Annotated in this window: 13 protein-coding genes; 7 read left to right on the top strand and 6 right to left on the bottom strand. The window is 62.1% G+C overall.

What is annotated here, in order from left to right; genetic code table 11:
- The 7 genes from ABIC94_RS24130 (at window position 1) to ABIC94_RS24100 (ending at window position 5,779) form a co-directional block, all read left to right on the top strand.
- Entirely contained in the window at window positions 1–321 is a 321-nt protein-coding gene (locus ABIC94_RS24130; RefSeq protein ID WP_354375516.1) for a hypothetical protein, read from the top strand.
- Window positions 322–666: 345 nt separating this feature from the next.
- On the top strand, window positions 667–1,041 hold the full coding sequence (locus tag ABIC94_RS24125) for a hypothetical protein (protein ID WP_354375515.1): 375 nt from the start codon (window positions 667–669) through the stop codon (window positions 1,039–1,041).
- A gap of 221 nt (window positions 1,042–1,262) precedes the next feature.
- The gene (locus ABIC94_RS24120) at window positions 1,263–1,553 is read left to right on the top strand and encodes a hypothetical protein (RefSeq protein ID WP_354375514.1); all 291 of its coding nucleotides are present in this window, start codon (window positions 1,263–1,265) and stop codon (window positions 1,551–1,553) included.
- Window positions 1,554–1,824: 271 nt separating this feature from the next.
- Window positions 1,825–2,241, top strand: a complete 417-nt coding sequence (locus tag ABIC94_RS24115) for a hypothetical protein (protein WP_354375513.1) — start codon at window positions 1,825–1,827, stop codon at window positions 2,239–2,241.
- Between the two features lie 67 nt (window positions 2,242–2,308).
- Window positions 2,309–3,100, top strand: a complete 792-nt coding sequence (locus ABIC94_RS24110) for a hypothetical protein (RefSeq protein ID WP_354375512.1) — start codon at window positions 2,309–2,311, stop codon at window positions 3,098–3,100.
- A 125-nt stretch (window positions 3,101–3,225) separates the two neighbouring features.
- Window positions 3,226–4,968: a ShlB/FhaC/HecB family hemolysin secretion/activation protein gene (locus ABIC94_RS24105; protein ID WP_354375562.1), complete on the top strand. Its 1,743-nt coding sequence runs from the start codon at window positions 3,226–3,228 to the stop codon at window positions 4,966–4,968.
- Window positions 4,952–5,779 carry an AP2/ERF family transcription factor gene (locus ABIC94_RS24100; RefSeq protein ID WP_354375511.1) on the top strand — a complete coding sequence of 276 codons (828 nt, stop codon included), beginning with the start codon at window positions 4,952–4,954 and terminating at the stop codon, window positions 5,777–5,779. The genes ABIC94_RS24105 and ABIC94_RS24100 overlap by 17 nt, the downstream gene beginning before the upstream one ends.
- 105 nt (window positions 5,780–5,884) lie before the next feature.
- Here the strand turns inward: ABIC94_RS24100 and ABIC94_RS24095 are convergent, their stop codons facing one another.
- From ABIC94_RS24095 to ABIC94_RS24070, 6 genes are all read right to left on the bottom strand, one after another.
- Entirely contained in the window at window positions 5,885–6,952 is a 1,068-nt protein-coding gene (locus ABIC94_RS24095; RefSeq protein ID WP_354375510.1) for an aldose epimerase family protein, read from the bottom strand.
- Entirely contained in the window at window positions 6,949–8,595 is a 1,647-nt protein-coding gene (locus ABIC94_RS24090; RefSeq protein WP_354375509.1) for a Mur ligase, read from the bottom strand. The genes ABIC94_RS24095 and ABIC94_RS24090 overlap by 4 nt, the downstream gene beginning before the upstream one ends.
- A 77-nt stretch (window positions 8,596–8,672) precedes the next feature.
- Window positions 8,673–9,206 (bottom strand): GNAT family N-acetyltransferase, encoded by a 534-nt coding sequence (locus ABIC94_RS24085; RefSeq protein ID WP_354375508.1) that lies wholly within the window; start codon window positions 9,204–9,206, stop codon window positions 8,673–8,675.
- Between the two features lie 13 nt (window positions 9,207–9,219).
- Window positions 9,220–9,807, bottom strand: coding sequence for a helix-turn-helix domain-containing protein (locus ABIC94_RS24080; RefSeq protein ID WP_354375507.1), 588 nt, complete (start codon window positions 9,805–9,807; stop codon window positions 9,220–9,222).
- Between the two features lie 36 nt (window positions 9,808–9,843).
- A complete protein-coding gene (locus tag ABIC94_RS24075; protein WP_436318090.1) occupies window positions 9,844–11,511 on the bottom strand; it encodes an alpha/beta fold hydrolase in 1,668 nt (555 codons plus the stop codon).
- A 54-nt stretch (window positions 11,512–11,565) separates the two neighbouring features.
- Window positions 11,566–12,825: a putative Na+/H+ antiporter gene (locus ABIC94_RS24070; RefSeq protein WP_354375506.1), complete on the bottom strand. Its 1,260-nt coding sequence runs from the start codon at window positions 12,823–12,825 to the stop codon at window positions 11,566–11,568.
- Window positions 12,826–12,874 lie beyond the last annotated feature (49 nt).

Below are 12,874 nucleotides of genomic sequence, written 5' to 3'. Positions count from 1 at the left end.
ATGAAATCATTTGATCTTCTTGATATTTATTTTTTGAATTCCGTGTACAGAATGAAAATTCTGTACGAAGGAGTGGAATTTGAATTTCAAACGAGTCAAGTCAATCCCGACGGATTATGGGTGATCCCGGATGGTCAAACTCGGATGGTGTTCGGCAACTATGCGATGTACCAAGATAGGGTTTTGGCGCGAATTTTTGTTCTGGCTATTGGACGAGATTTACGATTTCCAATCAAAGGACTAGTATGGGAGGAGTTGGTGAACTTGATTGAAGACTTGGATGCTTTGGATGCGTTGATTGGCAGTCGATTTGATTTCTAAATTCTGCTTCTTTGCGGCGCTTGCTGTGGATGAGGTGCATAACATTGCTGCTGCCAAAGATCTGGCCAAGCAGTTGACGTCGCAATCTGTAAGATCGTCATTAATGGAACGGGAAATTGACGCAGGATGCGATTAAGAGGGCGAATGTGTGCCAAGTTTAGAGGCTGGTAGCCCGAGCAATCCTGCCATTCCTATCGGTTTTTGGAAAACATGAAACGAAACGTTCTGCAGCCCTGCTGGTGACTTCAAAATAAATTTTTACAAGAGTCCGGCTACCGGCGAGGTGTTTTATGGCTTGGATTGCAAGGCCGTATTCAATAAAATGCCTGGAGTGCCTAAAAAGCCATGAAAATTAAATGCATTCAACTGTTGAACGCAGATGGACAGGAAATCGAATCGTCACCTTGGCTGAAGCTTGGTCGTATTTATCACGTGATGAGGATTCATGTCGCCTTAGATGGGACGCGTAGATTTACCATCATTAGTCACCATCCCAAAGGAGAGTGGCCGCAGTGGGGTAGTCATCAGACTGAATGCTTTGAAATTGTTAGCGAAGCGATACCGTCAAATTGGCGTACTGTGGTTTACCAAGGCACGACCGATATCGCTCCTTCTGCTTGGCAAGAGTCTGGGTTCTATGAGGCATTTAGTGACCATGACCCAGTCGCTTATCCAATTTTCGTGCGAGAGCGGGACATTATTCTGAGTGAAGACCCCTGAGCCGCATGACGAGCCATGAAAGTTAAATGCATCCGATTATTGAACGTTGATGGACAGGAAGTCGAAATCGACGCTTTCGTTGGCACTTGGCTGCATTTTATCATTAAATGGAATTTACATTGAGTCTATGAAGTTTCGATTGGCGGGCAGACGCGTCGAATTGCCGTCACAGTATCAAGAAATGGCTTTGTGGTCGGTGCCATTCCGGCAGGAGGGCAAGAGTGAAAGAAATCAAATTAATGGCGGATTACGGATGCTTTCCTCTCTGGAAGGCTGGGCCAGGCGAGTACGGAAACATTGATCCTCGGAGCCTTGCCATATCGCTAAAACTGCAGGCAGAACTTATTCGTTGGGCGGATGCTTTTAACCAAACGCTGGACGCAAAATACCCCTCGAACTCTGGGTTCAAAAATAATGACGATGAGCTTGCGTTTAGGCGAGAGACGCTTAGATTGACCGAGTTGTTGAGAGCCGAACTTGGTCCGGAGTATGTTGTGAACGCGCATTTGTAGCGATTGCTTGCCCCATCCGCGCTGAGCGGCCTGCCCCTTGATGTGATGACCCGATACTGATTCAAGTGCCTGGGAAAAGCCGGTTGCAGGGCGACATTTACGTCGATGCGAAACTTTCGGGCTAGCATTGAAAACAATTTCAATTCTTGTCGGACCGAAATCTCTAGTTGGCAACGTGACAACCAACGAGATTGTTCGGATGTCTTTATTACGAGAAATGCAGGCTGGCTCGCCATAATTTCAGGCGCAATAACAATTGCGCCACAATAGAATGCCAAACAGTTTAATTATTCCAATTCTTCGAATTCCCGAGAGCTTATCGGAACTTCAAGAAAGTGTTGTATTCGAATTTCAGAGTACAAACAAATCTCCGCCATCCGTCTGGTATAAGACAACCAAACCCGACACCCACGCCCTGCTCGACGGGTTTATAAATATCCAAGGGAGCGTCGCAGATGACTCATGTTTGCTCGATATTTCTTTTGCCGAAGAGTCAATTAGAGAAGTCGGCGAGGCGGATTTGGCTTACTTTGTCGCCATCTCTGCCAAGGGCAATAAGAAATTTTTAACACTCATTGCACACAGTCTAAGAGCGTTTGGCGCTCGTGTCTTATATGACGACTCTCATTTTCTAGGAGGGATTGATAAGCACGATCTAGCGGAGTTGAAGGGCAAGATTGGTCTTTAAATGCAGGTGTTGGCGGTGACTAAGTCCTGATGGCGCATCCCAAATTCCTGTGCAGCGAGAAAATTGAATGGCAAAGTTTTCCATCTCAACGCTGATTTCTGAGCTCCGCCGCGTCTTGTTCTCAAACTGCTTCACGCAAATCCCCCTAATGCGATTACTTATCTCTTCTTTCCTCGCGCTCTCCCTGATCTCTGGCTGCGCGCGATCACCTGTCGTCCAGGAAGCGCCCGTCACGCGCATCATGGTGATTCCCGTGATGCCGATTGCGAAGCTGCACACCGAGAACAAGGGCGTCCCGTTGGGGGTGCTGTGGTATTCGATTGCTGATCGCATCAAGAGCTCGGACTTCAGCGAGCGCATGGAGGTGACGCGCAAGGACATGGGCCCGAAACTCACGGCTGCGCTGGTCCGGCAGTTGAACGCACAGGGCTTCGAGGCCCAGGTGCTCGAAGGCGTTGCAAGGTCAGCGGCGTCACCCGACAGAATCGACTATCAGAAGCTGCCCGCCACTGACCCCGTGCTGCACGTCTATTTCGAGGAAGTAGGCATGTATTCCGCCCGGTTCTCGAAGGACTATGTGCCGCGTGTCAACGTGGGTGCGTACCTGGTTCGTCCCCGCAGCGAGGTCGAGCTTTACAACGAGACCATCTACTACGGCGCTGATTCGAGTGGCAATTCGCGCACGAGCGTTCCGGCAGATGCTCGCCATCACTGGTCCAGTTTCGACGAGATCATCGGAAAGCCGCGGGAGGTTGCCGGGAGCTATGACGACGCGGTCAATGCGTTGGCCGCGAAGATCGCACAGAACATTCGGGCGCAGGCAGGACCAGCCTCTGGACAGTCTCCTTCAGCGCGATGACATCCATGGTGGACGCGCCCCTTATCGCAATGATGGCGACCACCAGCCGGCTGGGTGAACGCTGACCTCGGCCAAAAACAAGAAAGAGGGAGTCCCACTTGAAACACAACCTGCTGCTCGCCGCGATGGCGACGGTGCCACTGTGGGCACTGGCCCAGCAAACGCCCACCACCCCCCAGTCCTTCATAGAACAACAGCGTCAGCAGGAACGCGAACGCGCCCTGCGCGAGCAGAACGAGCGCACGGTCGACCAGCGCCCGCAGGCGGCGCCGCCTGCACCGGTGGCACGCATTCCTGCCTCCGAAGCCCCGTGCTTTCGCATCGACCGCGTGCTTCTGGTCGGCGAGCAGGCCGAGGCCTTCCAGTGGGCTGTTTCCGATCTGTCGGGTCCCGAGGGTAACGATTCACCCCTCGGCCGCTGCCTGGGCACCGCAGGCGTCAACGTGGTGCTCGCGCGCGCCCAGCAGGCGGCCATCGCGCGCGGCTTTGTCACCACGCGGGTGCTGGCCGCGCCGCAGGACCTCTCCACCGGCACCCTGACCCTCTCGCTGGTGCCGGGCCGCATCGCGGCCATCCGGACCACGCCCGATTCTTCCTCGACGCTGCTGGGCAGCGGCGCCTTGCTGGGCTCGGCCATTCCCGCCCGGCCGGGCGACCTGCTGAACCTGCGCGACATCGAGCAGGGCCTGGAGAACTTGAAGCGCGCCCCCACGGCCGAGGCCGACATCCAGATCGAGCCCTCGACCGCGTCCGATGCCCGGCCGGGCGACAGCGACCTGGTGGTCAAGTACGCGCAGGCCCGGAAGTGGCGCGTGGCCCTGAGCCTGGACGACAGCGGCACCCAGGCCACCGGCCGCTACCAGGCCGGCGCCACGGTGTCGGTGGACAACCCGTTCGGGCTGAACGACCTGTTCTACCTGAGCGCCAACCACAGCATCAACAGTCACTTTCTCTCGGAGCCGAGCTACGGTACTGAAGGCCAGACGGTGCACTACTCGCTGCCGTACGGCTACTGGATGCTGGGGTTCACGGCCTCGAACAGCCAGTACCACCAGAGCGTGGAGAGTTTCAACGGGCCCATCACCTACGCCGGCAAGTCCAACAATGCCGAGGTCAAGCTCTCGCGCCTGCTGTACCGCGACCAGAGCCGCAAGACGACGCTGGCGCTCAAGGGCTTCCGCAGGGAGTCGCGCAGCCTCATCGAAGACACCGAAGTGCCGGTGCAGCACCAGGTGGTGGGCGGCTGGGAGCTCGGGCTGAACCACAAGGAGTTCATCGGCGAGGCCACGCTGGAGGGCACGCTGGCGTTCAAGCACGGCACGGGCGGCTTTGGCGCCCGAACCTCGCCGCAAGAGATCTACCACCGCAACGATCCCAGCGAGCCGCTGGACGGTACCTCGCGCATGAAGCTGTACACGGCCGAGGTGAGCCTGAATGCGCCGTTCAAGCTGGGTGCGCAGAAGCTGCGCTATTCGGGCTTGATCCGGGCGCAGTGGAACCGCACGCCGCTGATGTCGCAGGACCGGTTCGCCATCGGCGGGCGCTACACGGTGCGCGGCTTCGACGGCGAGACGAGCCTGATGGGCGAGCGGGGCTGGCTGATTCGCAACGACATCGGGTGGGCGATCCCCACAGGTTCAGGCCAGAGCGGGGCGGAGCTGTATGTCGGCGCCGACTACGGGCATGTGGGCGGGCGCTCGACGGTGGACCTGCTGGGCCGTAGCCTGGCCGGTGCGGTCATTGGCGTGCGGGGGCAGTGGAGCAAGTTGAGCTATGACTTCTTCATGGGCGCGCCGATCCGCAAGCCCGAGGGGTATCGCACCGCCAAGACCACCTTCGGGTTCAATTTGAATGCGAGCTTCTTCTGAGCAATACACCATGCCTTTAGGGAAACCCAAATCTGCTGCGATGTATGGCATCCGTCTCCGGGTTGGGCATTGGGCTGTGGCTATCCAGCGCGATGGCGTGACCTTGGGCAAGATATTCAGTTTCACGGTGTATGGCAGCAAGGCTGCGGCGCTGCGCCAAGCTCAAGCCTGGCGCGACGAGATCATCAGACAGCACCCTCCGGCCACACGACAACAATTTGCGGCCACTTCACGGCGTAACAACACCAGCGGCTATACAGGGGTCAAACTCGCCAAGGACAAAGACGGCACGCCCAGATACTGGGAAGCCAGCACCCGCCTGGGGCCAGGCAATACCGTGCACAAGTTTTTTTCGATCAAACGCTACGGGGATGCCTACGCCAAGGAACTGGCCATCGCCGAGAGGCAGAGGCAACTGGAGTTGATAGAAGGTCGGATACAAACGCACCCCGACGAGGTCAAGCTGCGAGAGAGCCCTGTGCCACGCCTGTTGCCTGCCGATAACAAGCGGCCAAAGCGACTGCCGCAGGAATCACCCAATACGACCAACACCAGCGGATATCCAGGCGTTACATTTCGCGTGGACAAGAATTGGGACATTCCCTATTGGATGGCTATAACTCGCGTCGGTGGCAAGACGATGACCAAATCGTTTTCCATCAAGCGACATGGCGATGCTCAGGCCAAGAGGTTGGCTATTGCGGAGCGGCAGAGGCAGATAGAACAGGTGCGCAAACTGGCTGACGAGGGCAAAACGCCGAAGCGTGGGCCCCGCAGGCAAGAAATCTCCGCACCGACTGCGGTGGCGTGACCCCGCCGCAGTACGAACGCGCGTGCAAAACGCGGTCTCGTATGGCGAGGAGAAGGCAGTGCTGCCTCAACGGCAGAACAACGCGAGATTCAAGTAGCTAGAAACTCAAAGAACGCCGAAGCGGTGCAGCGTGCTGCTGCTGAACGCTTCGCCGGCCCGGAGCACGGTCGAAGGAAAGTCGGGCTGGTTGGGCGAATCGGGGTAGTGCTGCGTTTCCAGGCACAGCCCGGCGCCTTGGCTAAAGCTTTCCCCGTCGCGGCCGCGAATGCTGCCGTCGAGGAAGTTGCCCGAATAGAACTGCACCGCCGGCTCGGTCGTCAGCACCTCCATCACGCGTCCTGAAGGCTCGTGCTCGAGGCGTGCCGCCAGCGCCATGCCGTCCGGCTCGCGGTCGAGGACCCAGTTGTGGTCGTAGCCGCCGGCCACCTGCAGCTGCTCGTGCGGCTCGCCCATGCGCGCGCCGATTTGCGTGGGCACGCGAAAGTCGAACGGCGTTCCGGCCACCGGCGCCAGGCCGAGGGGAATCAGGCCCGCATCCACCGGGCAGAAGCGGCTCGCCGGAATCATCAACCGATGGCCCCGCACCGCGCCACCGCCCGCCAGGTTGAAGTAGTCGTGGTGGCTCAGGTTCAACACCGTGGCCCGGTCGGTCACGGCGCGGTAGTCGATGCGCCATGCGTTCTCGGTGGTGCTGAGCACGTAGCGCACGGTCACCTGCACCTCGCCAGGAAAGCCCTCCTCGCCGTCCGCACTGGTGTAGCGCAGCTCAATGGCCACCTCGTTCGCCGCGCTGTCCACCGGCACTTCTTCGATCTGCCAGAAGCGCGTGCCGAAGCCCTTGTGCCCGCCGTGCAGCGAGTTGGCGCCGTCGTTCACCGAGAGTTGATGCGCAGCGCCGTCCAGCGTGAAGCGCCCGCGCGCGATGCGGTTGGCAAAGCGCCCGACGATGGTGCCGAAGTGCGGATGCGGCTTCAGGTAGTCCTCGAGCGTAGGCAAGCCGAGCACGACATTGCCGCTTTGCCCATCGCGATCGGGCACGTGCAGCGCCGTGACGATGCCGCCGAGATTGATGGCGCTGAGGCGGAGGCCGCGGCCGTTGTCGAGGGTGTATTCGGTCACGGCGCGCCCGTCGGGCATGCGGCCGAACTCACGCGAGGTAATGGTGCTGTTCATCGGCGGTACTTCCAGTAGGCCGCGAGGCCCGAAAGATAGTGCTCCACGTCGTCGATGCGAACGCGAAAGCTGTGGTGCTTGATAAAGAACGAACCCGCAATGCGGTCGGGGTTCCGGAAAAACATCGCAAGCTCGGGCCAGAAATAGCCGTTGGCCAGATAACGCGCCCGATGCTCGAGTGCGCGGTCGAACTTGTCGCGGTCGAGCCCTGCGAGCAGCGGGCGCAGCGCGGGGTCGGCGTCGAGCCGCTCCACCATTTCGCGCGCGACCATCATCAGTTCGAGCAGCGTGGGAAAGGTGGTGATGCGCTGCAGCACGAAGTCCAGGTAGTCGGCCACGTTCTGCAGGCCGAACTGGTAGTAGCGCGTTTCGGGGCGATAGCGCGTGAGTTCGTTGACGCAATAGCTCAGCCAGTGATCGTGCGCGCGCCAATGCTCCGCGGCAATGAAATGCTCGAAGGCTTTTTCGACGACGGCGAGCCAGCGCGGATCGCGCGTGAGTCCGTACAGCCGCATCAGGCCGAAAGCGGCCTCCCCGTCGTAGTAGATGATGCGGAACGCATCCTTCACGTCGAGCCCGGGGTAGTTGAGCACGTGAACAAAACGCCCGCTGGCCGGGTCTTGCATGGCCTGGATGCCGAGCGCGAGTTGCTCCATCAGCGGCTGATACTGCGCATCGCCGGTGAGTTCGGTGTACTTGACGAAGGCCAGCAGGCATACCGCATTGCCGCCGAGCTTGATCTCGTCGCCGACGTCCAGCAGGTAGGCGGCGCGGGTGCCGTCGGGCAGGTCGACCTGGCGGATGAGGCGGTTCTTCAAGAAGGCCAGCGAACGGTCGATGGCCGCCTTCTGCACGTCGCTGCGGGTCAGCTCCCAGGCATCGAGCAACGCAAAGGTCGAGCTGGCATGGCGCAGGGTGTTGTAGGTTGGAATCGCGCGGTCGAAGCACGGGAACCAGCCGTAGTGGAACTCGCCCGTCGGCTTGACCTGCGCCGCGAGATAGTCGCTCGCGGTGTCCACGAGGCGGCGCACCTGGCCGGCGTTCCACTCGGGCAGCGTTCGATAGCCCGCCGCCTGCCCTTTGGCCGTGAGGGGCCATGCGCCCTCGGCGTCCACGTAGGCGCCCCGGGTCGTGAAGCACCACACCGGCGCGGCATCGTCCGCGGGAAACTCGATGTCGGTTCCGAAGCGCCGCTGTCCGTGCAGGCGCAGGTTGCCCGGGTTGGGCTCCGCATGCTCCACGGTGCCGCTGTAGAAGATGGCGCTGCCGTTGATCTCCGGCGCGAGCAGCGCTACTTCGAATTCCGCGTCGAAGGACACGCCCTGGTTGAAGTAGTTGCGCTTGGTTCGCGACAGGCGGGCCTTCAGCTCACCCCAGGTCAGGGGCTCGGCCTGGTCGGCAAGCTCTACGCGCATGCGGCGTGGCTGCAAGCCGATGCGCTCGATGAGTGCAAGCGCCGCATCGCAGGCCCTTTGCCAGGCTTCTTCGGCAGTGGCGCCGCGCCCGACCGCGACGCGTGCGCGGCTCGTGCCGTCGCCCATCGCGATGAACACGACACAACCGGCCTCGGGCGTGGCGGCGGCGCCCGGCAACGTGCCGTCAGGTGCGGCCAGTACCTGCCTGGCGCGAACCAGCAGATCCATGGGGAGAGTCGTTTCTTGGGTCATGCAGCCGCGAATGATGACAGGCCGCTCGTGCCCCGCGCAACGAGCCAGTCGCGCTAGCCCAACGCCCGGTAGAAATAAGTGGTGTCGCACGGCTCGCCGCCCGGCAGCAGTGCAAATCCCGGAATCACGCCGACGCGCGTCCAGCCCATGCGGGCATAAAGGCGCTCGGCCTCGGCGCTCGATGTGTCGAGCACGAGCAAGGTCTTTCGGTGTTCGCGCGCAAGCTGCTCGGCGGCCTGCATCAGCAGCGCACCGATGCCCTGGCGCCTGGCCCGCCGATGCACGAGCATCTTCGACACCTCGGCGCGATGCGGCTGGTTCTCGGGTTGATCGAGCACGAGCTGCACGGTTCCGACGATGCCTTGCGCGTCTTCGGCCACCAGCAGCGCGCGCTCGCCGCGTGCCACGCCCTCGCCCACGCGTTGCCAGAAGGCGAGTGCGCGATCGCGCGTGAGCGGCAGCATGAAGCTGACGGATGCGCCGCCCTCCACGCAATCGATAAGCACATCGGCAAGTTGCCAGATGTGCGCGTCGTTGACGCTGGTAAGAGCGCGAATGCTTGGCGCGAGTGTTGCCGTATCTGTCATCTCATCTCCACGATCATCTTGAAGCAAAGGGCGAGGTCGCGATCACAACGGCGTAGCGCGCGATCTTGCGGGTCGGGTTGTAGTAGCTCATGGGCCGGTCGAGCACCAGTGCCAGGCAGTCGCCCGCGTCGAGCCGGTGGCGTTCGTCGCCTAGCGTGACTTCGATGGTTCCTTCGAGCATCCACACCTGTTGGTGCACCTGCGGTTCCCGCGCGGCGGTTTCGTAGGCCACGCGGGCCTTGGGCGGAAACAGCACTTCGACGATATGGATGGGCGATGAGGTGCCTGCGGGCGACACGTTGCGGCGCACATAGCCGGAATGCGGATCGCGCCATTGCGGCTGGTCGGCCAGGCGAGACACCGGGCCGGCTTCGGGCTGAGGTGCCTCGAACAACGAGGCCAGCGGAACACCGAGGCCGGTGGCCAGTTTTTCGAGCAGCACCGCCGTCGGGCTGCTCTCGCCGCGCTCGATGAGCGAGATCATCGAGCGGCTGACGCCGCAATGCGTCGCCAGCGCATCGAGAGAAAGGCCGCGATCGGCGCGCAGGTCTCGCACGCGCTGCGCGATGCGCTCATTCAGACTGGGTGGTTGATTTTCCATGATGTCGGAGGAATATCCAACATCATGGAAACAAAGTCAAGGCAAGGCGCGAGCCGCCTCAGCGGCCTTGGGCTTGGATGAAGGCTCCCACGAGTCGGGCGTGGTCGCGACCAGTTCCTTGAGGTTGGACCAGGGCTTGGCCCCCGGCACGGTGGTGCCGCCGGCTATCGCGACCTTGGCGAAGGCAACCATCCTCTCGCGCAGGTATTGCTTGTCGCTTTCCGGCCAGGTCTCGATCGAATGGGGTGCGCGGGCCACCACGATTTCGCGCGCGCCGCGAATGCGGTCGTACGCGGCGACGGTGCCTTCCAGCGTTTCCGCACGGTCCCACAAGCCCTTGCCGAAGAACGCCGCCGGCCACTTGTGCATGCCCGCGAGCGGCGCGGAGTTGGGATAGAAAAGAATGTGATGGTCCGCCGCCATGCCACCGAGAAACAGGTTGCGGTCGGCCAGGTCTGGCGATGACGGCAGGTACCCCGCGCCGCTCGCAAAAGACGCCAGCAAGATCGCTCCCTTGATGTTCGCCAGCCCCTTGGGCGGAGCGCATTCGGGCACCGGCATGTCGTAGCTGCACGCGCCGGAAAAATTCTTGGCCATGGCCCAGGCCGTCGACATGGAGCCGCGCGAATAGCCGCCCAGCAGAATGGGAATGCGGTTCGACTTCATGCCGCCCAGCAGCTTGCCCGCTGCCTCGCCGCCCGCGAGCACGCGTCCGTCGGGCGAGAGAAGCCGCATGCCGTTTCCGGTGTCGAACTGCGCCAGCACGCGAAAGACGTCTTCGCCCTGCTCCAGCGTGTGGGTGTCGCTGAACCCGCCCGAGATGCCCTCGCCTCGCCGGTCGTAGGCCAGCACGTCGAAGCCCGCCTGGTTCAATGCATCGAGGTTCTCGCGCCACCAGCGCTGTCCCATGGTCTCCGTGGTGGCATTCGGAAACTTGATGTCCACTGCCCTGCCCGTGGCCGGGTCGATGCGGTAGGACTTTTCATCGGGATGCTGGATCGCCGTGAGCTGCCCGCCGCCGCCCGGCGCCATGACCACCAGCGCGCGCATCTTGCCGCCCTTGCCGTCGTCGACGCCGCGGCCTTCGATGTACCAGCCGCGCAGCTTGACCGGGTCGGTCATCTTCAGATCGATGCGCTCGAAGGTATCGCGCGGCACGGTGAACTCGACGATGTAGGTGGCGGCATCGGCCCGCGCAATGGCCTCCGCATAAGGCGCCTTCGCGAAGAAGGCCGGACGGCGGATCTGCCGCAGGTCCACCGCACCCTCGGGATCGATCTTTCCCGAAGGATCGACGACGCCGGTCGAGCGGGTCGAACGCGCCTTGTTCGGCGGCAGCCAGCGCTGCATCTGCGCATCGATGCGCGCAAAGCAGGCGGCATCGGCCTTGCAGGTACGCCAGCGCTCCTTCAGCCGTGCGTCGGTGAACTCGTCGACGTAATAGTCGCCGCCGGCATACCCTGCGGGAGGCCGATGCGCGGTGACGCCGAGCGGCACGCACACCGTTTGGCCACCGGGCTGCGGCAGGCGATAGCCGGGCAGCTCATGGTTGCGGTCGACGCCCACCCAGGCGCGGCAATCGGTGGGCGGGGGCTCCGCCCTTGTGTTTCTGTAAGCGGCATCGCCTTGGGAGGTGCAGCCGGCCATTGCCAAGGCGATGAACGCCGCGCCTGCGGCAAGGCCTGTGCGAGAGCGCATGAACATTTTCTTGCCTCCTTCATGTGCGGTGGCGGCGCGAGCATCACCGCGGCCGGTCCGCTACAACAGCATGAATGCCGCAGCCGCCACAGCCGTCGGCCCGAGCGCCCCCAGCAGCAGCCCACCGGCGCCGATGGTCTCGTCCGAGAACCCGCGCTTGAGCAACGCCACGCCCGCGGGATTGGGCGCGTTGGCAATCACCGTCAAACCGCCGCCGGCCACCGCGCCGGCGACGAGCATGTATTTCGATTCGTCCGAGATGTTCGCGATCAACGAGCCCAGGTAGGTGAGCGCCGCGTTGTCGGTGATGGCCGTGAGCCCCAACGCACCGAAGAACAGGGCCAGCGGCTGCAGGCTGGAAACCACCGGCTCCAGCCACCACCGCTGCATGCCGCCCAGCACCACCAGCCCGGCCAGGAAGAAGCCGACGAGCAGTGCTTCCTTGATGATCAGCGGGTTCTGATGACGCTCATACGCTTGCGTGAATCCGAGAAACATCAGAAAAAGCCCGAGAAACGCCACCGGATGATGGGCGAACAGCACGATGCCGGCAAGCAGCACCAAGTGCACCAGGGCCACGGCGGGCGGCACCGGCGCTTCGGACAGCGCTGCGTCCGCAGAAGACGCGGCGGGCAGGTGCCTGCGCAGCACGAAGGTCGCAATGGTCGCGTTGACGACCACGGCGGCTGCGGCCTTCCAGCCGAAGGTGGCGAGCATGAAGGCACTGTCCCACTGCCACGTCGAAGCCACCATCAGCACCGGCGGCGCGGCGTAGGACGTGAGGGTGCCGCCGATGGACACGTTGACGAACAGCACGCCCAGCGCCAGGTACTTCACCGCTTCGGGCACTTGCGGCCGGAAGATCTGGGGCGCGAGCATCAGCGCCGCAATGGTCATGGCCGCCGGTTCGGTGATGAGCGATCCCAGCAGCGGCACGGCCGCCAGCCCGAGCCAGGCCGATGCCATGGGCGTGGGCAGCGGCAGCACCCGCGCAATGAGGCTCACGCCCGACATGACGGTGCGCAGCACGGGGCGGGAGGCGGCCACCACCATCACCACGAAGACGAAGAGCGGCTCGGTGTAGTTGCGCGATTCCGCATAGCCGAGGGCCGGGCCGCCGCCGACCACCAAGGCCATGGCGAGGACGAGCACGATGGCCCAGAAGCCGAAGACGACTTCCACCTCGCCCAGCAGGTGGAACAGGCCGGCATGGCGGGGAAAGCGGTGCGACAGCCGCTCGAACTGCTTGGCGGCAAAGGTGTGGAGAAGCGCGACAGCGAAGAGGCCTGCGGCGATGTACTGGATGGTGGGTTCTTGCATGGAGCTGACGTGGCTGATCCGCGTGGCGGCCCGACCAGCGCATGAACCT

The sequence above is a fragment of the Variovorax paradoxus genome (genome assembly GCF_040544635.1).
Lineage (GTDB): Bacteria > Pseudomonadota > Gammaproteobacteria > Burkholderiales > Burkholderiaceae_C > Variovorax > Variovorax paradoxus_R.
This window is presented reverse-complemented; position numbering and strand designations above follow the sequence as displayed.

Bases quoted from the DNA above. Each gene is read 5' to 3' on its own strand.
- ABIC94_RS24130 (WP_354375516.1), top strand. From the start codon at position 1: ATGAAATCATTTGATCTTCTTGATATTTATTTTTTGAATTCCGTGTAC.
- ABIC94_RS24125 (WP_354375515.1), top strand. From the start codon at position 667: ATGAAAATTAAATGCATTCAACTGTTGAACGCAGATGGACAGGAAATC.
- ABIC94_RS24115 (WP_354375513.1), top strand. From the start codon at position 1,825: ATGCCAAACAGTTTAATTATTCCAATTCTTCGAATTCCCGAGAGCTTA.
- ABIC94_RS24110 (WP_354375512.1), top strand. From the start codon at position 2,309: ATGGCAAAGTTTTCCATCTCAACGCTGATTTCTGAGCTCCGCCGCGTC.
- ABIC94_RS24105 (WP_354375562.1), top strand. From the start codon at position 3,226: ATGGCGACGGTGCCACTGTGGGCACTGGCCCAGCAAACGCCCACCACC.
- ABIC94_RS24100 (WP_354375511.1), top strand. From the start codon at position 4,952: ATGCGAGCTTCTTCTGAGCAATACACCATGCCTTTAGGGAAACCCAAA.
- ABIC94_RS24095 (WP_354375510.1), bottom strand. From the start codon at position 6,952: ATGAACAGCACCATTACCTCGCGTGAGTTCGGCCGCATGCCCGACGGG.
- ABIC94_RS24090 (WP_354375509.1), bottom strand. From the start codon at position 8,595: ATGGATCTGCTGGTTCGCGCCAGGCAGGTACTGGCCGCACCTGACGGC.
- ABIC94_RS24085 (WP_354375508.1), bottom strand. From the start codon at position 9,206: ATGACAGATACGGCAACACTCGCGCCAAGCATTCGCGCTCTTACCAGC.
- ABIC94_RS24080 (WP_354375507.1), bottom strand. From the start codon at position 9,807: ATGGAAAATCAACCACCCAGTCTGAATGAGCGCATCGCGCAGCGCGTG.
- ABIC94_RS24075 (WP_436318090.1), bottom strand. From the start codon at position 11,511: ATGTTCATGCGCTCTCGCACAGGCCTTGCCGCAGGCGCGGCGTTCATC.
- ABIC94_RS24070 (WP_354375506.1), bottom strand. From the start codon at position 12,825: ATGCAAGAACCCACCATCCAGTACATCGCCGCAGGCCTCTTCGCTGTC.